18 protein-coding genes are annotated in these 21,889 nt (G+C 41.6%); 14 read left to right on the top strand and 4 right to left on the bottom strand.

The annotated features are described in order from the left end of the window. Nucleotides 1–326: 326 nt before the first annotated feature. The 6 genes from hemN (at nucleotide 327) to IQ244_RS17885 (ending at nucleotide 9,130) form a co-directional block, all read left to right on the top strand. Entirely contained in the window at nucleotides 327–1,709 is a 1,383-nt protein-coding gene (gene hemN / locus IQ244_RS17910) for an oxygen-independent coproporphyrinogen III oxidase (protein WP_193896468.1), read from the top strand. Nucleotides 1,710–2,255: 546 nt separating this feature from the next. Then, the gene (locus tag IQ244_RS17905; RefSeq protein WP_193896466.1) at nucleotides 2,256–2,528 is read left to right on the top strand and encodes a GlsB/YeaQ/YmgE family stress response membrane protein; all 273 of its coding nucleotides are present in this window, start codon (nucleotides 2,256–2,258) and stop codon (nucleotides 2,526–2,528) included. Nucleotides 2,529–2,796: 268 nt separating this feature from the next. Next, on the top strand, nucleotides 2,797–3,492 hold the full coding sequence (locus IQ244_RS17900) for a manganese catalase family protein (protein WP_193896464.1): 696 nt from the start codon (nucleotides 2,797–2,799) through the stop codon (nucleotides 3,490–3,492). Between the two features lie 148 nt (nucleotides 3,493–3,640). Further along, nucleotides 3,641–4,369 carry a DUF3891 family protein gene (locus tag IQ244_RS17895; protein ID WP_193896462.1) on the top strand — a complete coding sequence of 243 codons (729 nt, stop codon included), beginning with the start codon at nucleotides 3,641–3,643 and terminating at the stop codon, nucleotides 4,367–4,369. Between the two features lie 42 nt (nucleotides 4,370–4,411). After that, nucleotides 4,412–5,167 carry a ZIP family metal transporter gene (locus IQ244_RS17890; protein ID WP_193896460.1) on the top strand — a complete coding sequence of 252 codons (756 nt, stop codon included), beginning with the start codon at nucleotides 4,412–4,414 and terminating at the stop codon, nucleotides 5,165–5,167. A 456-nt stretch (nucleotides 5,168–5,623) separates the two neighbouring features. Beyond that, the gene (locus IQ244_RS17885) at nucleotides 5,624–9,130 is read left to right on the top strand and encodes a PAS domain S-box protein (protein WP_193896458.1); all 3,507 of its coding nucleotides are present in this window, start codon (nucleotides 5,624–5,626) and stop codon (nucleotides 9,128–9,130) included. Between the two features lie 244 nt (nucleotides 9,131–9,374). Here the strand turns inward: IQ244_RS17885 and purH are convergent, their stop codons facing one another. Together purH and IQ244_RS17875 are read right to left on the bottom strand one after the other, a co-directional pair. Further along, nucleotides 9,375–10,895 (bottom strand): bifunctional phosphoribosylaminoimidazolecarboxamide formyltransferase/IMP cyclohydrolase, encoded by a 1,521-nt coding sequence (gene purH, locus IQ244_RS17880; RefSeq protein ID WP_193896456.1) that lies wholly within the window; start codon nucleotides 10,893–10,895, stop codon nucleotides 9,375–9,377. Between the two features lie 106 nt (nucleotides 10,896–11,001). Beyond that, nucleotides 11,002–11,604 carry a TetR/AcrR family transcriptional regulator gene (locus IQ244_RS17875; protein ID WP_193896454.1) on the bottom strand — a complete coding sequence of 201 codons (603 nt, stop codon included), beginning with the start codon at nucleotides 11,602–11,604 and terminating at the stop codon, nucleotides 11,002–11,004. 421 nt (nucleotides 11,605–12,025) lie between these two features. Between IQ244_RS17875 and IQ244_RS17870 the strand changes: the two genes are divergently transcribed. The 6 genes from IQ244_RS17870 (at nucleotide 12,026) to IQ244_RS17845 (ending at nucleotide 18,681) form a co-directional block, all read left to right on the top strand. After that, nucleotides 12,026–13,216 carry an ABC exporter membrane fusion protein gene (locus IQ244_RS17870; protein WP_193896452.1) on the top strand — a complete coding sequence of 397 codons (1,191 nt, stop codon included), beginning with the start codon at nucleotides 12,026–12,028 and terminating at the stop codon, nucleotides 13,214–13,216. After that, nucleotides 13,213–14,388, top strand: a complete 1,176-nt coding sequence (gene devC, locus IQ244_RS17865; protein WP_193896450.1) for an ABC transporter permease DevC — start codon at nucleotides 13,213–13,215, stop codon at nucleotides 14,386–14,388. Before IQ244_RS17870 ends, devC begins: the two co-directional genes overlap by 4 nt. An 84-nt stretch (nucleotides 14,389–14,472) precedes the next feature. Further along, the gene (locus tag IQ244_RS17860; RefSeq protein WP_193896472.1) at nucleotides 14,473–15,180 is read left to right on the top strand and encodes a DevA family ABC transporter ATP-binding protein; all 708 of its coding nucleotides are present in this window, start codon (nucleotides 14,473–14,475) and stop codon (nucleotides 15,178–15,180) included. A gap of 183 nt (nucleotides 15,181–15,363) precedes the next feature. After that, nucleotides 15,364–16,755: a cytochrome P450 gene (locus tag IQ244_RS17855; RefSeq protein WP_193896448.1), complete on the top strand. Its 1,392-nt coding sequence runs from the start codon at nucleotides 15,364–15,366 to the stop codon at nucleotides 16,753–16,755. A gap of 50 nt (nucleotides 16,756–16,805) precedes the next feature. After that, nucleotides 16,806–17,537 (top strand): 16S rRNA (uracil(1498)-N(3))-methyltransferase, encoded by a 732-nt coding sequence (locus IQ244_RS17850; protein WP_193896446.1) that lies wholly within the window; start codon nucleotides 16,806–16,808, stop codon nucleotides 17,535–17,537. Between the two features lie 52 nt (nucleotides 17,538–17,589). Next, nucleotides 17,590–18,681 carry a tetratricopeptide repeat protein gene (locus IQ244_RS17845; RefSeq protein ID WP_193896444.1) on the top strand — a complete coding sequence of 364 codons (1,092 nt, stop codon included), beginning with the start codon at nucleotides 17,590–17,592 and terminating at the stop codon, nucleotides 18,679–18,681. 4 nt (nucleotides 18,682–18,685) lie between these two features. On the opposite strand, the gene IQ244_RS17840 is transcribed toward IQ244_RS17845, so the two are convergent. Beyond that, entirely contained in the window at nucleotides 18,686–19,129 is a 444-nt protein-coding gene (locus IQ244_RS17840) for a hypothetical protein (RefSeq protein WP_193896442.1), read from the bottom strand. A 398-nt stretch (nucleotides 19,130–19,527) separates the two neighbouring features. Here IQ244_RS17840 and IQ244_RS17835 point away from each other — a divergent pair, with 398 nt between their 5' ends. Further along, entirely contained in the window at nucleotides 19,528–20,205 is a 678-nt protein-coding gene (locus tag IQ244_RS17835; RefSeq protein ID WP_193896440.1) for an esterase/lipase family protein, read from the top strand. Here the strand turns inward: IQ244_RS17835 and IQ244_RS17830 are convergent. Beyond that, on the bottom strand, nucleotides 20,135–20,566 hold the full coding sequence (locus tag IQ244_RS17830) for a VOC family protein (protein WP_193896438.1): 432 nt from the start codon (nucleotides 20,564–20,566) through the stop codon (nucleotides 20,135–20,137). The genes IQ244_RS17835 and IQ244_RS17830 overlap by 71 nt on opposite strands. Before the next feature lie 358 nt (nucleotides 20,567–20,924). On the opposite strand from IQ244_RS17830, the gene IQ244_RS17825 reads away from it, so the two are divergent. Further along, on the top strand, nucleotides 20,925–21,722 hold the full coding sequence (locus tag IQ244_RS17825; RefSeq protein ID WP_193896436.1) for a TIGR00297 family protein: 798 nt from the start codon (nucleotides 20,925–20,927) through the stop codon (nucleotides 21,720–21,722). Nucleotides 21,723–21,889 lie beyond the last annotated feature (167 nt).

Raw genomic sequence — 21,889 nt, 5'->3', positions numbered from 1 at the left:
GGGTAATTTTGTACCTCACCAGAGTCGGAAACGCTATATCTTACTCAGCATAAATATTTCTGCTGCTTTGCAATAGCACATAGAAAATATATGGGCAATTTGTTGGCTGTGAACGAAATCAACAAGTTGCCACTTCTCATAACGATACAGGACTGCTATTTGATTTTTGCAAAGCTTAGGTAGACCTTTATTTCCCATTCCCCATCTATACAAGTAATTCAGCAATTAAATCAGATTGCTATACAACCAACTACTCAGACTGATTTTCAAACTAGTGGTGATTTGAGAGTTTGAAATACAGTCTACCCAACACATTGGAGGTTTTGATGGTATTCATATCACCTGGTGTCAAATTTGATTTGGATTTGATCAAAAAGTACGATACAGCAGCACCAAGGTACACCAGCTATCCACCTGCGACAGAGTTAAGCGAAGCATTTACAGCGGCTGATTTTCATAGTGCGATCGCAGCTTCCAATCAAAGAAAATCTCCGTTATCATTTTATTTCCACATTCCTTTCTGTCAAAGTGCTTGTTATTTCTGTGGCTGTAATACAGTAATTTCCAACAACAAGAATATTGCCAAACCTTATCTAGAACATTTAGCTCAAGAAATCAAGAATATGTCTACCTTGATTTCTCCAGATAGAAAAGTATTGCAAATGCACTGGGGTGGTGGTACCCCAAATTACTTAGACTTAGAGCAAGTAGAATTTCTCTGGAAAAAAATTACACAACACTTTGAGTTTGACCCCCAAGCCGAAATTTCCATTGAAATTAGTCCCCGCTACGTGGATAAAGAGTATATTTTCTTTCTGCGGGAACTCGGATTTAATCGCGTTAGTTTTGGTATCCAAGACTTTAATAACGAAGTTCAAGTAGCTGTCAACCGCATTCAGCCAGAAGAATTATTATTCAATGTCATGGACTGGATTAAAGCAGCCAAGTTTGACAGTGTAAATGTGGATTTAATTTATGGTTTACCTTATCAAACTCTCCAGACATTTCGAGAGACAATCAAAAAGACCGTTACCTTAGATCCTGACCGAATTGTGGTGTTTAACTTTGCTTATGTCCCTTGGTTAAAACCAGCGCAAAAAAATATACCTCCAGAGGCGTTACCTAAACCGCAGGAAAAGTTGGAAATTTTGGAAATGACCATTGAGGAATTAACCAATAGTGAGTACTTATTTATTGGGATGGATCACTTTGCTAAACCTAACGATGAATTAGCGATCGCCCAACGAAATCGTACCCTCCAACGCAATTTTCAAGGTTATACTACCCACGCTGGCACAGATTTGTTTGGTTTTGGTGCCACTTCTATCAGTATGTTAAACGATGCCTACGTCCAAAACCATAAGCAATTAAATGATTATTATCAGGCCGTTGCTAACAATGTCTTGCCTGTAAGCAAAGGTGTCAAATTAACGCAAGATGACATTATTCGCCGAGATGTCATTATGTGCATTATGTCCCACTTTCAATTGTACAAAAAAGATATTTCTGAGAAGTATCATATCAACTTTGATCAATATTTCTCCCAAGAACTAGAAGCATTACAACCATTAGCAGCAGATGGACTGATTAAATTATCTGCCCATCACATTCAAATTACCGACATCGGCAGATTATTGGTAAGAAACATTGCTGTTGTTTTTGATGCTCATAATCAAGAACAAGATAAACAATTCTCTCGTGCAATTTAACACCAGACTGGCCATGATTCGGGAAAAATTCAGGAGTTAGTCAAGATGTAAAAGTTTAGCTCACCCAGATATATCTCAACATTTGATTTTGGTATCACTGTGTAAATCCTAAGCCAGAGCTATAGATGATTATTCTTCTCCAATTTTGAGAGCCGTAATAAAGTTATGAGTATAGAGATGTAGCCATTTTTTTTAGGGAAGCCAGGAAATAATATACTGAATATGAATGCCAATTAAGCCTTACCTAAATTTGGTTTTTAATCGCAGCAAATTTAGCCACTACTTATATGAGTAACCTTCCAGTTAGGTGATCACCTTATTAGGGTAATAAATATAGATTAGATAACTAATATTTATCCGAAAATATATCAATATTCAGTAATTTTTTCGCAAAAGACTGATACTCCATACATCTAAATAGTTTTATCTCTAAATTGGTAGAGAAACTCCTATCTATCTTTCGACTTCAAAAATTACCTCATCTGGAAGAAACGCCAAGAAATTGATATTGCTAATCTGAATACAGATGAGATTTTCGAGGTCGTTATGAATATTATTGCTTGGATAATATTAGGTCTTTTAGCTGGTGCGATCGCCAAAGCCATTTATCCTGGTTATCAAGGCGGCGGAATTCTTTCGACAATGATTTTAGGAATTATCGGTGCTTTTATTGGCGGTAGTTTATATTCATTATTGCAATCAGGTACTGTGCAATTAACTGCCACGAGTTTTAGTCTACCAGGGTTATTTATCGCAGTCATTGGGGCGATTATTGCTATTTACTTGTGGGGACTGCTGCGAAGAAGCAGTAGTGTTTAAACGGTTGTGAATAAACCATTATTAAATTCAGAGTGTGTTTGGGGAGTTTTCCTAATAACACTCTTTACAAGCTTAAAGCATGGTTTTTGATTACTTGAAACCATAATGTGCCTACTGTAGAAAGCTGGTTTTTCCCTAAACAACACACTAATTATATTCTTGGCAGTATCCAAAATTATCTCGAAAAGCAGTTGACCAACTATAAACTGCCAAGGCAATAAATTTATTGTCTGCTATTTTTTGTTGAAAATAATCGAAGAGGCATTTCATGTTTTTCCATAAAAAAGAACCCATTCATTCTGTAAATATTAATGAACCTAATCCGCGGTTTGCTCAGTTACTACTTGAGCAGTTTGGCGGAGCAACTGGAGAATTAACAGCGGCTCTGCAATATTGGGTGCAATCTTTCCATGTGGAAAATGCTGGAATTCGGGATATGCTGCAAGATATTGCCATTGAAGAATTCGGTCATTTAGAGATGGTTGGTAAACTCATCGAAAGTCATACTAAGAATACAGATCAAACAGAAGCTTATAAAAGTACTTTGTTTGCTGTTCGCGGTATAGGCCCCCACTTTTTAGATAGCCAAGGAAATTCTTGGACAGCCAGCTATATCAATGAAGGTGGCGATGTAGTTCGTGATTTGCGAGCTAATATCGCAGCTGAAGCTGGCGCTCGCCAAACTTACGAAGAGCTAATTAAATTAGCTACAGATCAAGGTACAAAAAACACTTTAGTGCATCTGTTAACCAGAGAAATTTCTCATACCCAGATGTTTATGAAGGCTCTCGATTCACTGGGTAAATTAACAGATCCATTCTTTGGTAATATTCAGCCTGATGAAACGGTGAATATTTACTACAATCTGTCAAGTGATGGTAATGGTCACGATGAGCGCGGCCCGTGGAATTCTGAGCCTGCTTTCAAATATGTTGCTAACCCTCTAGAAAGCAAAACTAACTAACTTTTCTTTTCTCTTCTCTTAATTCCTTATCAAACCTCAATATCATGACTTGAGTCAGTGGGAGTTTCTTCCCTGGCTCAATTTATTGTCAAAAGAAATAAGTTTTTTCTGCTTTTGTAACTCAACACTATTCAAGGACGATTGGTTTGTGATTGTTAAGCCTACACAAAATGGTTGGGAAGTTATTTATCATCGCGCCCATGCTTTACTTGCTGCACAATTAGCAGGACAGTGGCGGCGGAAAAATGCCCCACCAAGGTTATATGAAACACTCGCTGCAATTTCTCATCATGATGATTTAGAAAAAGAATGGGAAGAAGATAACCTCACAGAAGCTGGCGCACCAATGGATTTTATGTTGAATCCAGAAATTGATGTCGATAAGTTGGCAAATTTGATTAAAAACGCCCACTATCGTGGACGGTGGGTAACACTACTAATTTCTAAACATCTGTGTCGGATAAATGAGTCTAAACGTGGTAAGTCGCCAGAATTAGACAAATTTTTAGACGAACAGGCTCAAGAGCAGGAACATTGGCGTAAAGAGTTGGGGATTGAAGAAGATGAATTAGATGCAGCTTACGCATTTATGCAATGGTGCGATCGCCTGTCACTAATTCTCTGTCAGCAAGAACTCCCGGCTGATGAACGATTTTTAGAAATTAGCCAGGGGCCTGATGATCAACGTTATGACATTATGCAACGCAGCGATTCCTTAGTGACTGTCCAACCTTGGCCGTTTGAAGATGAAAAATTTACAGTCAATATCGAAGCTTGTGAATTATCCCAAGTCAAATTTAAAAGTCCATCTCAATTAATCCAAGCACTGCAAAAAGCTCCTATTAAAGTGCTGGAGTGGACTTTTGTGGCTGAGTAACATAATTCCCAATTTCAGGACTAGAAAGAGTATGGGGTTCTGATGTTTCCACTTTGGTTACAAGCAGGTTTCTGGGGTTTAGTTGGTGGTTCAGCGTTGCTACTGGGTTCAGCAATAGGTTACTACGCCAAAATCCCCCAACGAGCGATCGCCGCAGTTATGGCTTTTGGTGCTGGAGTGTTAATTTCGGCACTAGCATTTGAACTGATGGATGAAGCTTATCGACGTGGTGGCTTTGACTCAACCGCCATTGGATTTGTTAGTGGTGCAGTTGTCTATACAGCTGCAAACTGGTTGCTTTCCCATCAAGGCGCAAAGCATCGCAAACGTTCAGGTGAACAGCAAGCATCAGAGGAAGAAAACAGTGGGAGTGGAGTGGCGATCGCCGTTGGTGCTTTACTCGACGGTATCCCCGAATCTATTGTGATTGGTGTCAGTATGATTGGCGGCGGAGTTGTGAGTTGGGTAACGGTGGCGGCTGTTTTTCTCTCCAATGTTCCCGAAGGACTTTCTAGTGCTGCTGGGATGAAAAAAGCAAGGCGTTCCACTGCTTATATCTTTGGTGTATGGGGCGGAATTGCCTTAATTTCCGGCATAGCCGCGCTTGTTGGTTACGCTGTATTTAGCCACCTTTCTCAAGAAATTATTGCTGCAACTACGGCTGTAGCCGCTGGTGCGATTTTGGCGATGATTTCAGACACGATGATTCCTGAAGCTTTTGAACAAGCCCATGATTTTGCTGGGCTAATTGTCGTCTTGGGATTTTTGGTGGCTTTTGTTTTAAGCAAGCTGGGTTAAGAATTACAGAACCTACCAATGAAAAAGCGCCTGGGAGTGTTGCCGTGTTTCCACCCCATGCGCCCTTTCTTTTCAACTTGCTCCTCACACACAAATATAAAATAGCATTTGTTTTTTGAATTAGTAAATCTATTGTGTGACAGTTTTACTCATTGCACAAAGTATGTTATAGTTTCTACCCAAATTAAAAAGCACCTAAGAGTGTTGCCGTGTTTCCACTCTCGGTGCTTTTTAGTTTCAACTTGCTCCTCACACACAACTAGAAGTTATCACTTGTTTTTTCAAATGGCAAGTATATTATGTAACAGTTTATGAAGTCTTGATATAAGGCTTGTTTTATTGAGCTGATACGCATTCAATTTAGATATTTAGATAAGATATAACTCAGGGTGCTTGCCCACCATTAACCAACATTTTATGTCTTTAAGACAGGTTACTGCCAAGGATTAATGCAGTATGTCAAAAATCCAGCGCTCCCATTTGCAGCGTTACTGTGTTTCTATTTTCTCCGTGTTAACTGCGCTGCTACTAGGCTTAACGCTGGATAACCTGTTAAAACTAGAAGTCTCGTCACTTTTTTTTGCGGCTGTAGTCTTGAGTAGTTGGTATGGGGGATTAGCACCTGGCTTATTGGCTACAGTCTTGGCGGTTTTAGTCAATAACTACTTCTTCATTCCGCCTATTTACTCTTTAATACCCAATACCTGGACTGATGCACTTCAACTAATTATTTTTAGCTTAATCGCCCTATTAATTAGTTCTTTAAATTCAGAATTACATACTGCTAAACAAATATCTGATGCCAAGCTGGCAAAGCTCAAAGTGAGCTATCGCAGTCTGTTGGAGACAGCCTATGAAGGTATCTGGGTATTTGACCAAGACGGACAGACAGAATATGTCAATTCTCAGTTAGCCCAAATGCTTGGTTATAGTGTAGAGCAGATGAGCGATCGCTCCATTCTGGATTTTTTAGAATATGATGCTCAAAGCGAAATTCAGCAATGGCTAGGGGAAAATCAGCAACAGCACCCGGAAACTAAACGACAATTTGAAGTGCGTTTACGTCGCCAAGACGCATCTGAACTATGGGTAATTGTTTCGATTAACTCCATCCTGAATGAGCAAGGCAAATTTGCTGGGATGGTGGCTATGCTGACGGATATTAGTCAACGTAAGCATTCCGAGACAATTCTGGCTGAAGAACAAGCAAAGCGCGATCGCGAAAGTCAACTGCTACGTGCCATGCTAGATATTCTGCCTGTAGGAGTAGTCATCTCTGATGCTAAGGGCAAATTTATCGAAATTAATCCCGCTGTTAACGCGATTTGGGGTGAAGAAGCACCATTTTTGGATGATCCTAGCCAATACCATGAATATAAAGGATGGTGGGCTGATACAGGCAAACCCATTGCAGCAGAGGAATGGACACTTGGTCGGGTTTTAGCTACTGGTGAGACAGTAATTGGGGAAGAAATTGATATTGAAAGCTTTGATGGAAAACGCAAAACCATTCTCAATTCAGCAATACCCATCCGCGATGAAACCGGAGCAATTATTTATGCAGTAGCAGTTAATGTAGACATTACCGAACGCAAACAAGCTGAAGAGAAATTGCGCCAAAGTGAAGCAATGGCCAAAACACGGGCTGAAGAACTGGAAACTATCATGGAAACAGTCCCCGCCGCCGTTTGGATTGCTCACGATCCCCAATGTCATCAAATGACAGTCAACCGTAGTGCTTATAAATTAATGCGCTTACAACCAGGCTCGGTGATGACAGCAACTCCGGCTAGTGGAGAATATACTTTCCCATTTAAAATTCAAAGAAATGGTCAAGATGTTCCCCTCAACGAATTACCAATGCAGCAAGCTGGTTTGACTGGTCAAGAGATGGAGGGAGAATTTGAATTTGTTTTTGATGAAGGTGATGTGCAATTTATTTATGGTAAAGCTGCACCTTTGCACGATCATTTAGGCACTATCAGAGGTGTAATCGGTGCTTTCCTGGATATAACTGAGCGCAAGCAAAGTGAAGAAGCATTGCGGCAAAAGCAAGAATGGTTAGATTTAGCCCAAGTTGTTGGTAAGATTGGCAGTTTTGAATGGAATATCTCAACTAACGTTAATATTTGGTCAAAAGAATTAGAAGCAATCTACGGTTTACAACCTGGGGAGTTTGGGGGAACTTACGAAGACTGGAAAAATTTGGTTCATCCCGACGATTTAGCCACAGCAGATGCATATATAGCTAATTCCTTAAAAACAGGTGAGTTTTTTACCGACTTTCGTGTAGTTTGGCGAGATGGGAGCATTCATTGGCTTCATGCTAGAGCCAAAGTTTACTACGATCGCGAAGGTAAACCTTTACGAATGGTAGGAGTTAATGTTGATATTAGCGATCGCAAACAAGCCGAAGAAGCACTAAGACAAAGTGAATCCCGACTGCGACAGCTATTAGAATCAAGTATTATCGGCATTATTGAAGCCGAACCCGACAAAATTACCTTTGCTAATGATGCCTTTTTACAGATGCTTGGTTATACCCAAGCAGATTTATTAGCAGGCGGTTTATGTTGGCAAGACATAACTCCACCAGAATATAGTGAACTTGATCAAGCTAAGGTGCAGGAAGTATTTGTCTCCGGTGTCTGCACTCCATTTGAGAAAGAATATATCCGCAAGGATGGCTCCCGTGTGCCAATTTTATTAGGTGCGACCTTATTAGCCCGCAATCCTTTTCGGTGGGTGTGCTTTATTCTAGATTTAACTGAGCGTAAACAAGCTGAACAGGAACGGGCGCAAGCATTAGAACGAGAACGAGCCGCGAGAATAGAACTGGAAAGAGCTAATCGGATGAAAGACGACTTTTTAGCAATTGTCTCTCATGAACTGCGATCGCCACTTAATCCCATTCTCGGTTGGGCAAAACTGCTCAAGAGTCGTAAATTAGATGCAGCCAAGACCACCCAAGCTTTAGAAACCATTGAACGCAACGCCAAATTACAAGCGCGGTTAATTGAAGATTTACTCGATGTTTCGCGGATTTTGCGTGGTAAACTCAGCTTGAATATCTCTGCGGTTGACTTAGTGCTTCCCATCGAGGCCGCACTAGAAACTGTGCATCTAGCCGCTGAAAGCAAATCAATTCACCTACACACTGAGTTGGCTATTGGTAAGCTCAAAGTAGAAGGCGACACCAACCGCTTACAGCAAATAGTTGGAAACCTACTCACAAATGCGGTTAAGTTTACACCAGAGGGTGGCTGGGTAGAATTACGCCTAGACAAAGTTGAGAATTTTGCCCAAATTCAAGTTATTGATACAGGTAAAGGTATTAGTCCAGAGTTTCTCCCTTATGTTTTTGACCGTTTCCGCCAAGCCGATGATGTTACAACCAGAAAGTTTGGTGGACTAGGGCTAGGATTAGCAATTGTCCGTCATCTTGTGGAACTTCATGGTGGTTCTGTGCAAGTCACAAGTCCTGGAGAAAACTTAGGTGCAACCTTTACAGTCCAGTTACCTTTAATGCCTGCGACTACGGAAACATTGACAGAATATCCTTTAATGGAAAATGCGCCAAATCTTCAAGGTGTCCAAATAGTCATCGTGGATGATGATGTTGATACTTTGAATTTACTAACTTTTATTCTCGAACATTATGGGGCAACAGTCCAAGCAGTAAACTCAGCCCAAGACGCACTACAAGCGATCGCTCAAACCCAACCAGATTTACTCTTAAGTGATATTGGTATGCCGACAATGGATGGTTATATGCTGATAGAGCAGGTAAGAACGACAATTTCCGCCAGTATATTACCTGCGATCGCTTTAACTGCTTTTGCTGGCGAGGCTAACTCCCAAAAAATTATCTCCGCAGGCTTTCAGCGACATCTTACCAAGCCTATCGAACCAGCAGAATTAGCAGCAGTCATTGCCAATCTTATTCACAGTATTCAAAAATGATAAAAACTAAAAAGCGTCCGGGAGTGTTGCCGTGTTTCCACCCCAGACGCTTTTTAATTTCAACTTGCTCCTCACACAACTAGAGAATAACACTATGGTTAGATAAGAGCAAGTTTTATTAGTGACACTTTGACAACTGCACTATCAGGCTTGAATTAGCACCCAAGATATTTGGTTGAGGTTGGGTGTAAGATTACACCCTTACACCCAGTCTCCACAAATAACCTTTGTGCATCAATCCTCATTAGTGTAAAAAGTGACGTACTCCTGTCAAAACCATCACCAAACCTAATTCATTAGCCGCTTTGATGGAATCTTGGTCGCGCAAACTACCGCCTGGTTGGACAATGGCAGTAATCCCAGCAGCGGCGGCGGCTTTGATAGTATCATCAAAGGGGAAAAATCCGTCACTGGCGAGAGTTGCGCCTTGAGCTTTATCTCCAGCTTGTTCGAGAGCGATTTTCGCGGAACCAACGCGGTTCATTTGCCCAGCACCTACACCTAGAGTAGTGCGATCGCTTGTGACTACAATGGCATTAGATTTAACGTGTTTGCAGACTTTCCACGCAAATAGTAATTCGGCTAATTCATCGGCTGTAGGCTGGCGTTCTGTGACAACTTGCCATTTACTTGTATCAGCCAAAATATCATCCGCAGCTTGTACTAAGAAACCACCGGCAATTTGTTTGACTAAAGTTTTCGGGCCGCTACTCAAATCGGCTAATGTCAAAACCCGCACATTGGTTTTCTTAGCTAGGATTTTTTGTGCTTCTGCATCACAGTCAGGCGCAACCACACATTCTAAAAAGGTTTTAGTTAACTCGCTGGCTGTAGCTGCATCAATCGGACGGTTCAGGGCGACAATTCCCCCAAAAGCCGAAGTCGAATCAGCATTAAAAGCTTTTTGATAAGCTTCAACAATGGTATTTCCCAATGCCGTACCGCAGGGATTGGTATGTTTAATAATTGTCGCGGCTGGCGTGTCGGGAAACTCGGCAATAATGCGTCGGGCGGCTTCTAAATCCACTAAGTTATTGTAACTGAGTTCCTTGCCTTGCAATTTCTTCGCTGCTGCCCATCCTGTGGGTGTAGCACCAGTTTGATACCAAGCGGCGGGTTGATGGGGGTTCTCGCCATAACGCAGAGATTGTAACTCAGTACCGCTGACTGTATGTTGTTGTGTACCTGCAAGATAAGAGGCGATCGCCTGATCATAACTCGCTGTGTGTAAAAATCCTTTCAAAGCTGCCTTTTGGCGAAATTCTAAGGAAGCTACTCCGTTATTTTGCCGTAGCTCTTGCAGATATTCATCATACTGGGCTGGGTCACATAATACCGTCAAATGAGCAAAATTCTTGGATGATGCCCGTAACATTGCCGGGCCACCAATATCAATTTGTTCCACAGCTTCCGCCAAAGTCACCCCTGGTTTAGCGATCGTAGACTCAAACGGATATAAATTCACCACCACCAAATCAATCGGGCGAATTTGGTTATTTTCTAAATCTGTCAAATCACTAGCGACATCCCGCCTAGCCAAAATCCCGCCATGAATGCGTGGATGTAGAGTTTTCACCCGTCCACCTAAAATCTCTGGTGAACCTGTGTAATCAGAAACCTTGGTGACAGGTATTCCCGCATCCTTGAGGGCTTTGGCTGTTCCTCCACTGCTGATGATATCAAAGCCAAATTCTTCCACCAAGCTACGGGCTAGGTCAATTAAACCAGTTTTGTTAGATACACTCAGCAGTGCTAGACGCGCCATGTCTCAATTCCTCAGATGCCAAAGACCCCAATTTTCACACAACCCTTGCTTCACTTCAAGACTTGATGCGTGATTAACAGAAAAATTTCATTAGCTGTTGTAGTGTTTATTTAATAATTAATTTAACTAGCTGATCAACTAGGCGATCGCGGTCAATGGGTACAATATCACCACCGTGCAACACATCTCGCAGTAGAACAAAATGAATCAGTGTTCCCATGAAGGCTCTTGCTGCAACTTCTGGGTCTGGTAGTTCTAGTTCTGGGTGAGAACCTAGATAATGCGTCATGGCTTGCAGCATGGGTTTTTCAATGTTCCGTACAAATGCTTGTGCTAATTCTGGAAAGCGTCCTGATTCACCGATAATAATCCGCAAGAATGTCAGGCTTTGGGGATCATCTGCAACATGGGTTAGCATCATATTGGCAAAGGATTTTAAGAATGAAGCTACATCACCTTGAGCCGATAGCAGATGATTCGGATTAAAAAGCTCTTTTTCGCAAGCTAATTGCTGTACAAGTTCGATAAATAAACTCTCTTTATCAGGAAAGCGCCGATAAATTGTGGCTTTAGAAACACCCGCCGCTACGGCAATTTTATCAATTCTGGCAGCAGCATAGCCGTTTTCTAAAAACTCTTGCATTGCGCCATCTAAAATAGCCTTCGTCTTTTCTGGAGATAAATCGCGCTCAACACTTTTGGATTTCATTGCTTAATGGCTGCAAACAGACTAGCGAATACCTGATAATACTCACGCAGCGAGAAAAATCTAGGGTTTACAGGGTTTGTAGATGAGCAAAACTCATACACCCTTATAACCCAATACGGTTCAGTTAAGATCCCCCCGCCTACGGCGACCCCCTTAAAAAGGGGGTAATAAAGAGTTTTTAGCCCCCTTTTTAAGGGGGTTAGGGGGATCTTCAGAAGATTAAAACGTTAACTGAACCGTATTGATTTATGCTCCTACACCCAGTCTTAACAGAGTGTTTTTTTGCGTGAGTTTTTTTAGTAATTCACCTAATTTCCAGTATACCCTTGACAATACAAAACTGTTTCGTTTAGTTTAGTTGTACAGACGAAACAAAACAGTTTAGTTTTTAAAATTGGGATAAATTCGAGGAGCTTGCTAAATGCTGCAAAACTTACCAGCCACAGCTTCTTCCGCTAAAGTTCGCCAATGGGTTGGGGTAGTTGCTACTGCACTTATTGTTGTGAGTGGAGCTTCTGCTTATGTACTGTCACGATCGCCATCAAAGCAACAATTAGAGAATCAAAACACCGCTATCAGTTCACCGCAAATCACTACAGTGACAGCCTTGGGACGGTTAGAACCCCAAGGAGAAATCATTAAGTTGTCAGCACCGACAGCAAATAACGGTAATCGAGTAGATCAATTGCTAGTGAAACAAGGCGATCGCGTCAAGATAGGACAAGTGATTGCGATTTTGGATAGCCGCGATCGCCTGTTTGCAGCCTATCAGCAAGCCCAGGAAGATGTGAAAGTTGCCCAAGCCAAAATGGCAATTACCAAAGCTGGGGCAAAAACGGGCGAAATCAACGCCCAACGTGCGGAAATAGCGCGTCTGGAAGCACAGCGCTTAGGTGATATTGATGCTCAAGCCGCAACTGTCGCGCGGTTAACCTCAGAGCAAACAAATGCCTTGAGACAGTACAACCGCTATCAATCTTTGTATGAACAGGGCGCAATCTCAGCGGCTGATCGAGACAGCAGACAGTTAGCTTTAGATACCGCACAAAAAAGTTTACAAGAAGCACAAGCAATATTAGAACGGATTCAATCAACTAGTCCAGCACAACTCAATCAAGCCAAAGCTAACTTAGAGCGCATTGCTGAAGTCCGTCCGGTGGATGTCAAACAAAACCAAGCAGAAATTGATCGGGCTGTTGCGGCGATGAAACAAGCCAAAGCCGAACTTGATCAAGCTTATGTGCGATCGCCAATGAATGGGGAAATTCTCGAAATTCATACCCACGCGGGCGAAGTGGTTGGGACTGATGGGATTGTGGAAATTGGGCAAACTCAGCAGATGTATGCAGTTGCCGAAGTTTATCAAAGCGATATTAGTAAAGTCAAACTCGGACAAAAAGTGCGTGTCAGCAGTGATTCTATCCCCGGTGAACTACTGGGAAAAGTAGAACGTATTGATTCTCAAGTTAAACGGCAAAATGTTGTCAACACCGACCCTAGCACCAATATTGATGGCAGAGTTGTGGAAGTGCATATCGCTTTAGATGCTGCATCCAGTAAAAAAGCTGCTAAATTTACCAACTTGCAAATTACAGCCGAAATCGAACAATGATTGCATTTATCGAGCAATTTCAACGGCGGACACCCCTGGGATGGCTGCAACTGAGTAAAGAAAAAGGGCGGCTTCTCGTAGCATTATCAGGGATTGCTTTTGCTGATGTGCTGATGTTTATGCAGATGGGTTTTCAAAGTGCTTTATACGATAGCAATACAAAACTCAGCCGCAGCTTAAATGCAGATATTGTGTTAGTTAGTCCCCAAGCGCGAAATACGCAAAATTTAGGGACATTTGCCCGCCGACGTTTATATCAAGCCAAAGATATTCCCGGAGTTCAAATCACCCAAGCGTTTTATTCCAACACAATTACTTGGAAACATCCAGAAACGCGCAAAGATACATCTATGCAGGTGATCGGTTTTTCACCAGAACAGCCTGCGTTGAATTTGCCGGAAGTGAATCAACAATTAAATAAAGTCAAAATTCCAGATAGAGTTTTGTTTGATCGCAATTCTAGAGGAAATTATCAACAAGCGATCGCCCAAGTTGAGCAAGGAAAAACTGTCACCACAGAAATCGAGCGCCGTACCGTGACTATTAGTGGCTTATTTACATTAGGCGCATCCTTTGGTGCTGATGGAATTTTAATCGGCAGTGACCAAACCTTTTTACATTTTTTCCCGCGACGAGAAGCCGCCAGCGTCAACCTAGGATTAATCAAGCTCAAACCTGGATATGATTCCCAGCAGATAGCTAGGGAATTAGCCGCTTATCTTCCCAATGATGTGAGAGTTTTTACTCATGCCGAATATATCACCTTTGAAGAGAGTTACTGGCAAAAAGAAAGTCCCATTGGATTTATTTTTGGCTTGGGAACAGGGATGGCTTTTGTTGTCGGTGTGGTGATTGTTTATCAAGTACTTTCCACTGATGTCAACAGTCATCTCAAAGAATATGCTACCTTCAAAGCAATGGGATACCGTAATCAATACTTACTCACTGTAGTTTTTGAAGAAGCAATTATTTTGGCATTTTTAGGCTTTATCCCTGGGTTTATTTTACCCATTGGACTTTATCAATTAGCTGCCACTGCCACTGCCTTACCTATTATGATGACATCATCTAGAGCAGTGATAGTATTGATTTTAACCATTGTGATGTGTGGAATTTCGGGAGCGATCGCCACTGGTAAACTCCAATCTGCTGACCCTGCTGATATGTTTTAAGAAAACTGCTGAGTAAAAATACTACTTTTTACCCTCATTTTTATCAATCTTTGTGTACCCAATTCTTGACCGCTATTTAATATGATGACTAAAGAAGCTGTCATTTCTATTCAGAATCTCAACCATTACTTTGGTAAAGGTCAATTACAAAAACAAGTTTTGTTTGATGTTACCTTAGAAATAAATACTGGCGAAATTGTGATTATGACAGGGCCTTCTGGTTCTGGTAAAACTACCTTACTCACTTTAATTGGCGGACTGCGATCGGCTCAAGTTGGTGGAAGTTTGCAAGTTTTAAAACAAGAACTTTGTGGTGCTAATGCAGCAGAATTGACCTTAGCACGCAGACACAATGGCTATATATTTCAAGCACATAATTTGCATAATAGTTTGACAGCTATCCAAAACGTCAGGATGGCTTTGGAACTACATAATAATTTGTCAGTGAAACAGATGCTAGAGCGTTCGGCACAAATGTTGGACTTAGTTGGCTTAGGACATCGACTGAATTATTATCCTGATGATTTATCTGGGGGACAAAAACAACGGGTGGCGATCGCGCGGGCTTTAGTCAACAATCCGCAAATCGTTCTGGCTGACGAACCCACGGCGGCTTTAGATAGTAAATCGGGACGAGATGTCGTCAATTTGATGCAGACATTAGCTAAAGAACAAGGCTGCACTATCTTACTTGTAACTCACGATAATCGAATTCTGGATATTGCCGATCGCATTGTCTATATGGAAGATGGCAAATTGACTAATAATTCTGTTGTTAGTTTGGCTTCGTGAATTAATTGTTTCATGCAGAGTCGCTCCAGGTGCAGAGAGGATCAGAAGTTTAAGATTTCCATCAATCAAATGACAAAGCTTTTATTTCTACCGACATACTTAAATCCCTCTGTATATTGAAGATTTTTATATTAATAGTGAATTACTCTTCTTGAGGAGATACAAACCTCAAGGATTTTTCCTATGTCTCAAGATGTATTTGAGTTATCAGCACCGCCAGTTAATTCTATTGTTGGTCATCTCCAGCAACTGGGGCAAGATCCGTTAGGATTTCTCAGCCGTTGTCGTGATTATGGTGATATTGTTCCCTTGCAGTTGGGGTTAACACCTGCTTGTTTAGTCACTAACCCTGAATATATAGAAGAAGTTCTCAAAAATCGCACTGATTTTATTAAAAGCCGGGGCTTACGTAGTTTAAAAACTCTTTTAGGAGAAGGTTTATTAACAGCAGAAGGCGAATCTTGGTTTTGGCAGCGTCGTCTGGCTCAACCAGTATTTCACCAAAAACGGATTAATAGCTATAGCCAAATCATGGTGGATTACACCAACCAAATGTTGCAACGTTGGAGTGATGGTGAAACCCATGATATTCATGCAGATATGATGCATTTGACGTTAGAAATTGTGATGAAGTGCATATTTAGTGCTGAGGTGGATGCAGGAGAAGCAAAGGTGGTTGCTCATGCACTAGATGTAGCAATGAACTGGTTTGAAAGTAAGCGCAAGCAAAATTTTCTCGTATGGGAGTGGTTTCCTAGACCAGAAAACATCAGTTATCGTCAGGCTATTGCCCAAATGGATGAAGCTATTTACAAACTGATTCAACAACGTCGCCATAGCCAGGAAAAAACTAATGATTTATTGACGATGTTAATGGAAGCAAAAGACGAACAAACAGGTCAGCAGATGGATGATAAACTGCTGCGGGATGAAGTCGCTACCTTAATGTTGGCAGGACATGAAACTACCGCCAATACTTTATCTTGGACGTGGATGCTTTTGTCACAAAATCCCCAAGTCCGGGAAAAATTACAATCAGAACTTTATCAAGTCCTGCAAGGAAAGTTACCAACTCTCGAAGACTTAGGAAAGTTAGTTTATACACAGCAAGTAATCAAAGAATCGATGCGCTTATATCCTCCTGTATCTCTGATGGGAAGGGAAGCCGCAGTAGATACGAAGATTGGTGATTACGAAATTCCCCAAGGTACATCAATCATGATTAGCCAATGGGTAATGCACCGCCATCCAAAATATTTTGAGAACCCCGAAGTTTTTCAACCAGAACGCTGGACAGAGGAGTTGGAAAAACAACTACCTAAAGGAGTGTATATTCCTTTTGGTGATGGGCCAAGAATTTGTATTGGTAAAGGTTTCGCTCAGATGGAAGCGGCTTTGTTATTGGCAACTATTGCTCAAAACTTCCAAATAGATTTAGTGCCAGAATATCCAATTGTTCCCCAGCCTTCAATTACGTTACGTCCAGAAAACGGGCTGAAGGTGGAAATTAAGCAAATTAAGTTGAATGCGGCTGAAGATGGGAAAAAACCAGTGTCTGGTGCAAATATTGTTTAGTAAAGGCAAAAACATTGTTGCCGATTTCCTCTGGTCACAAATAATTTAGCATGGCTCAACTACAACGAATTGCGATCGCTCCTTCCCAATTTCAACAAGACCAAATTTTACTTACATCCCAACAAATACATTATCTGGGGCGGGTCTTGCGTTTGCGTGAGGGCGATCGCTTTATTGCGATGGATGGTATGGGTAAATGGTGGTTGGCGCAGCTAACAGGGGAACAAGCCCAGGTTTTAGAATCACTTTCCGTAGAGACAGAATTACCTATAGCAATTACGTTGATAGTAGCTTTGCCCAAAGGCAATGGCTTTGATGAAGTTGTCCGCTGCTGTACGGAAATTGGTGTAACTTGTATTGCTCCGGTGATGAGCGATCGCACTCTGCTTCATCCTAGTCCCCAAAAACTCGAACGTTGGCGACGCATCGCCGCGGAAGCCGCTGAACAATCAGAGCGCGCTTTTGTCCCGACGATTTTAGAACCAGTGGCTTTTACGTCAAAACTCAATTGTCAAGAGTCAATAGTCAATAGTCAGCAGTATATCTGTGAGGCGCGAGGTAATTATCCTCATTTACTCAATTGCTTACCAAACCAAGAAACAAGAGCAAATGAGCAAGAACTAATTATTGCGACAGGCCCCGAAGGCGGATGGACAGAACAAGAGGTTGAAAATGCGATCGCCTCTGGCTTTCAACCTGTATCCCTCGGTCGTCGTATCCTCCGCGCTGTTACTGCACCTATCGTAGCTTTATCCTTAGTTACCGCAGCGTATGAAGTATAAATGATCATAAGCCGCGTCAAAAATCAAACGTGGAGATGCAGGTACATAAACTATGATTGAGCGTGTTGCGATCGCTTTTGACCGTAAAGATTATCACACAGCTGTGAAATTACTCCAACAACTGTTAAAGGAATCACCTGATAATCCTTGGGTGCAATTTTATGTTGCTAGGCTTTATGAGGTATCTAATAAGCGACAGGATGCGGAGAAGATTTATCGCCAGTTGTTGCAGAGTACCACCAACACCAAAATAGTTACCCAAACACGTCAAGGTTTGCAACGTCTCCAAGAAGCTGAACAAGAAGAAAGACAACGCGCCATTGCTAAAGCCACAGCCGAACCTAGTAGTAGTGAGCCAGGAGTACTCGTTTTAGAACCACTAAATAATGAACAAAAGTCTACAGTTATCGCTAAATTTGCTCAAATTATGCAGCTAGACCCTTATACAGCGAGGCTCGTTATACCCAGTCGGAGTTGGAAAGTTTACCGCTCTGGACAAGTGGGAGTGTTGAAATTCTATGGTGAACAGCTAAAAGCAGCGGGAATTCCTTGTTTTTGGACAACAATCGCCGCAGTTCAACAAATACAAGTTTATCAAGTTGAATATTTTGCGGAATCTGGTTCACAAACTAGTGTTACTTGTCGCAATCAAACCAATCAACTTGGTTCTTTAACTTTTAGTTGGTCAGAAGTTCAAGCAAGAGTAATTGGACTATTGCCAATTTTTGAGGAAGTGGTTGATCTTGATGCGCGTCACAAGCTAGAACGGAAAACTCAAACTCAAGATTATGCTCAGTTTTGTGACTTACACATACCTGAGCGACGTTGCATTTTGCGACTGTCTGATCAAAGTTATGATTTCCAACAAGGTGTAGAAATTGCTGCCCAAGCTAGTCAAAATACTATCAGAATCAACTGGAATCAAGTACTCAACTGGCTAGAGCAGCATCTGGCACAAGTGAAGCTTTGGTCAGATTTCACACCTTTTGCGGAGACAGTTTTAGATCAAACAGAAATGTTAAGCAATATCACAACCAATATCAACTTGTTTCGCCGAGAACCAACAAATTGGGATGCGGCTTTTCAGTTGTACAGTGGATTGGTATTTAATAAATGCTTGGCGATCGCTCACCAGGAGAATTAAATCACTAAGCTTGGTTAGGAGTTTTAACTTGACTGGCCATATCTAAGAAAGAACTCATATTTGCTCCTGGACGGCGGCGACCATTGGTAGCAGCAGGTGTTAAATATTTGGGTGCAAATGTTTTTTCGGTTGGTTCTTTCTTCACCGCCACCACTGCGGGAGCTTTTGCTGGTTCAGTTGGTGCAGCTTTGCCATTTTTGGATGATTCTACTTTGGCTGCTTTAGCCGTAGGTGCAGGTTTTTTTGCTGGCTCAGGCGCTTTTGCTGTGGCTTTTGTACCGTTAGAGGTTCCTGCTGGTGCAGCTTTAGGTGCTGGTGCTGGAGTTACTTCTGCACCATTCTCATCTAATTGGAGGTAGTAGCCACCATTTTTTTTCTTTTTGCCACCCAACAACCCTGTGAAAAAGCCTAAAATCCCACCAATTAAATTTTTGATAAAACCGAACATTAGAATTTCTCCTGCCTTCTATAATTCTGTAAATCTGACCGTAATGTTAAAAATTGCAGCTTAATGCTACATTTTTTTGCGCCGTACTATTACTTTGACTAGCTTTATAGTTTAGTGTTTGAGCAACACTGGAGTAAGACTACAGAGCAAATGTCTTTGATTTTTCAGGCACTTGCAGCCCGTATATATCAAGACTCATTATTAAATTTTACTGTAACTATAAGCAAGATTATGAAAGTTAGCTTAATAAAAATTAATATCTTACCTTGGGTAAATATATAAATAACTGTGAAGCAAATATTTAGATCCAAGCCAATGATGTGAGTGTCATAGCTCATTCCCAGATGGCAAGCTAACTTAGCTAGATTTTTGACAGACTCATACTAGGCAATCAGGTAATGAACACCATTAATCAGCAGTACAACCCCGTCTTATTAATCCACGGCATTAGTGATACGGAAGCAGTCTTCCGCAAGATGCAAAATTTTTTACAAGACAAGGGTTGGTCTGTGTATGCTCTCAATCTAGTACCAAATAATGGCGATGTTGGTCTGGATATATTGGCACAGCAAGTAGCTGATTATATTGCCGCGACCTTTGCACCAGAACAAACAATAGATATAGTTGGTTTCAGCATGGGCGGAATTGTCAGCCGTTATTATGTCCAACGACTGGGCGGAATTGAGCGCGTGCAAAGATTGATCACCATCTCATCGCCTCATAATGGAACAATTGTGGCTTATGGTTCTTGGCGGCCTGGCTGTTTACAAATGCGTACTCAAAGTAATTTCCTCAAGGATTTAAATTCTGACGTTGTGATGTTAAAGCAATTGAACTTTACCTCGATTTGGACACCTTACGATTTGATGATTGTGCCAGCGAAAAGTTCGCAAATGCCCATAGGTACAGAAGTAATTATCCCCGCAGCATCACACCCTTGGATGTTAACTGATTCTAGGAGTTTAGCCGCAGTTGCCACAGCCTTAGCCGAACCTATGCGAAATATTAACCGCGATCGCCAATTTGGGTATACTCATAACTCCCAAAAATCGCCTCTGGGTAGCGGTAATATTTAAATTCCAGCAAGTTATAAAAGGGATCTTCTAAAAAGAAAGTCCGATGCTCTAAAGGAGAACCAACAAAGCGGTCTTTAGCTTCTTCCCGAAATAACAGTTCGTGCTTTTGCGCTTTACTTAACAAGCTTTCCCAGTCACTCTCCTGAGTAAAAATTAACCCAAAGTGCCTTGGGTAGATAGTACGTTGTTTAGTTAAAGGTTCTTTGGTAGTATGTGCTACCAACTGATGCCCGTAAAGATTGAGAATCAGCGCTTGAGGGTTTTCCCGGCCAGGAATACAGCCCAAGCCATCGACATAATAGGCTTTTGTCTGTTGGATATCACTCACCGGAAAAGCCAAATGAAATATAGGTTGACTCATAACAGGTATTTTTTGTAGTTGCTATCTACAATTTATGCTCTGAAAACTTGTTTGTGGTTAAGTGCAACACAGTTTTATCTTCCTGTCACTTATATGCTGATAGCGATATTTACAGCAGTTTCTAACTTCATGAGCTACAAAACTAAAAATTAACAACAGAAATTATTCGTCTTACTCCTGACTTCTTCCAGCTAAAAAATTTGTTCTTTGTCTTGCCTGTTTTTTCTCTCACCACTAGTAAAAGTAAGAGAATCTATGCACTTCTAAAATTAAAGAATGAGAGGTAACACCCAAGGTCTAAAATTGGTTATTCTGTTGATATGCTGCCAATGACAACATTACTTGTGATTCACTGCTAATGTTACCTTTACTTGACTCTGCCAATCCCTGGTTAGTGGGAGTAGGATTAAACGCCATTTTATTGGCTTTAGTTTGGATTGCTCCCAAAAAGCTGCTCACCCCAGCGGGGTTATTCCACGCCTGGATACTGGGTGTAATAGTTTGGGGTACTTTAGGTTGGCAGGGATATCTGGTAGTGGCGTTTTATTTCCTGGTGGGTTCAGGAGTGACGCGCATTGGGATGGCAGAAAAAGAAGCGCAAGGTATAGCCGAAAAGCGTTCTGGTGCAAGAGGCCCGGAAAATGTTTGGGGTTCGGCGTTAACCGCAGCATTATGTGCTTTGGGTGTAGGGATTATCAATTCTGGATTGATAGTAACTTATTCCCAGTCTCTAGTTCCCCATCCTGTGTCCTTGCTGTTGTTGGGTTATGTAGCGAGTTTTAGCACTAAGCTATCTGACACATCAGCCAGTGAAGTCGGGAAAGCTTACGGTAAAAGGACATTTTTGATTACTACACTACAACCAGTACCGCGAGGTACAGAAGGTGCAGTTAGTTTAGAAGGCACATTAGCGGGTGTAGTGGCATCAATTGCGATCGCCTGTGTTGGTTGGGCTGTAGGATTGATAGACTTACTGGGGATTTTGTGGTGTATCTTAGCAGCTTTTATTGCTACCAATCTCGAAAGTGTCATTGGAGCTACACTGCAAACTAAATATACTTGGCTGACGAATGAACTAGTCAATATTTTAAATACATTAATCGGGGCGATCGCTGCCATTCTCCTTGGTTGGTTGTGGACAACTGCGATCGGCTAGTACAACAAGGAAAAAAGCAAAAGGAAAAGGTAAATAATAGTGTTCCCACAAGCCTTTTAGCAATTTCAGATTATCACTGAGCGTACTTGTACTGAGCGACTTGCCTTGAGCTTGTCCGGAGCGTAGCCGAAGGGCGAAGTCGAAAGTAGCCAAAGTAGTCGAAGTGT

The organism is Nostoc sp. LEGE 06077 (assembly GCF_015207705.1).
Lineage (GTDB): Bacteria > Cyanobacteriota > Cyanobacteriia > Cyanobacteriales > Nostocaceae > Nostoc_B.
This window is presented reverse-complemented; position numbering and strand designations above follow the sequence as displayed.

Bases quoted from the DNA above. Each gene is read 5' to 3' on its own strand.
- hemN (WP_193896468.1), top strand. From the start codon at position 327: ATGGTATTCATATCACCTGGTGTCAAATTTGATTTGGATTTGATCAAA.
- IQ244_RS17905 (WP_193896466.1), top strand. From the start codon at position 2,256: ATGAATATTATTGCTTGGATAATATTAGGTCTTTTAGCTGGTGCGATC.
- IQ244_RS17900 (WP_193896464.1), top strand. From the start codon at position 2,797: ATGTTTTTCCATAAAAAAGAACCCATTCATTCTGTAAATATTAATGAA.
- IQ244_RS17890 (WP_193896460.1), top strand. From the start codon at position 4,412: ATGTTTCCACTTTGGTTACAAGCAGGTTTCTGGGGTTTAGTTGGTGGT.
- IQ244_RS17885 (WP_193896458.1), top strand. From the start codon at position 5,624: ATGTCAAAAATCCAGCGCTCCCATTTGCAGCGTTACTGTGTTTCTATT.
- purH (WP_193896456.1), bottom strand. From the start codon at position 10,895: ATGGCGCGTCTAGCACTGCTGAGTGTATCTAACAAAACTGGTTTAATT.
- IQ244_RS17875 (WP_193896454.1), bottom strand. From the start codon at position 11,604: ATGAAATCCAAAAGTGTTGAGCGCGATTTATCTCCAGAAAAGACGAAG.
- IQ244_RS17870 (WP_193896452.1), top strand. From the start codon at position 12,026: ATGCTGCAAAACTTACCAGCCACAGCTTCTTCCGCTAAAGTTCGCCAA.
- devC (WP_193896450.1), top strand. From the start codon at position 13,213: ATGATTGCATTTATCGAGCAATTTCAACGGCGGACACCCCTGGGATGG.
- IQ244_RS17860 (WP_193896472.1), top strand. From the start codon at position 14,473: ATGACTAAAGAAGCTGTCATTTCTATTCAGAATCTCAACCATTACTTT.
- IQ244_RS17855 (WP_193896448.1), top strand. From the start codon at position 15,364: ATGTCTCAAGATGTATTTGAGTTATCAGCACCGCCAGTTAATTCTATT.
- IQ244_RS17850 (WP_193896446.1), top strand. From the start codon at position 16,806: ATGGCTCAACTACAACGAATTGCGATCGCTCCTTCCCAATTTCAACAA.
- IQ244_RS17845 (WP_193896444.1), top strand. From the start codon at position 17,590: ATGATTGAGCGTGTTGCGATCGCTTTTGACCGTAAAGATTATCACACA.
- IQ244_RS17840 (WP_193896442.1), bottom strand. From the start codon at position 19,129: ATGTTCGGTTTTATCAAAAATTTAATTGGTGGGATTTTAGGCTTTTTC.
- IQ244_RS17835 (WP_193896440.1), top strand. From the start codon at position 19,528: ATGAACACCATTAATCAGCAGTACAACCCCGTCTTATTAATCCACGGC.
- IQ244_RS17830 (WP_193896438.1), bottom strand. From the start codon at position 20,566: ATGAGTCAACCTATATTTCATTTGGCTTTTCCGGTGAGTGATATCCAA.
- IQ244_RS17825 (WP_193896436.1), top strand. From the start codon at position 20,925: ATGTTACCTTTACTTGACTCTGCCAATCCCTGGTTAGTGGGAGTAGGA.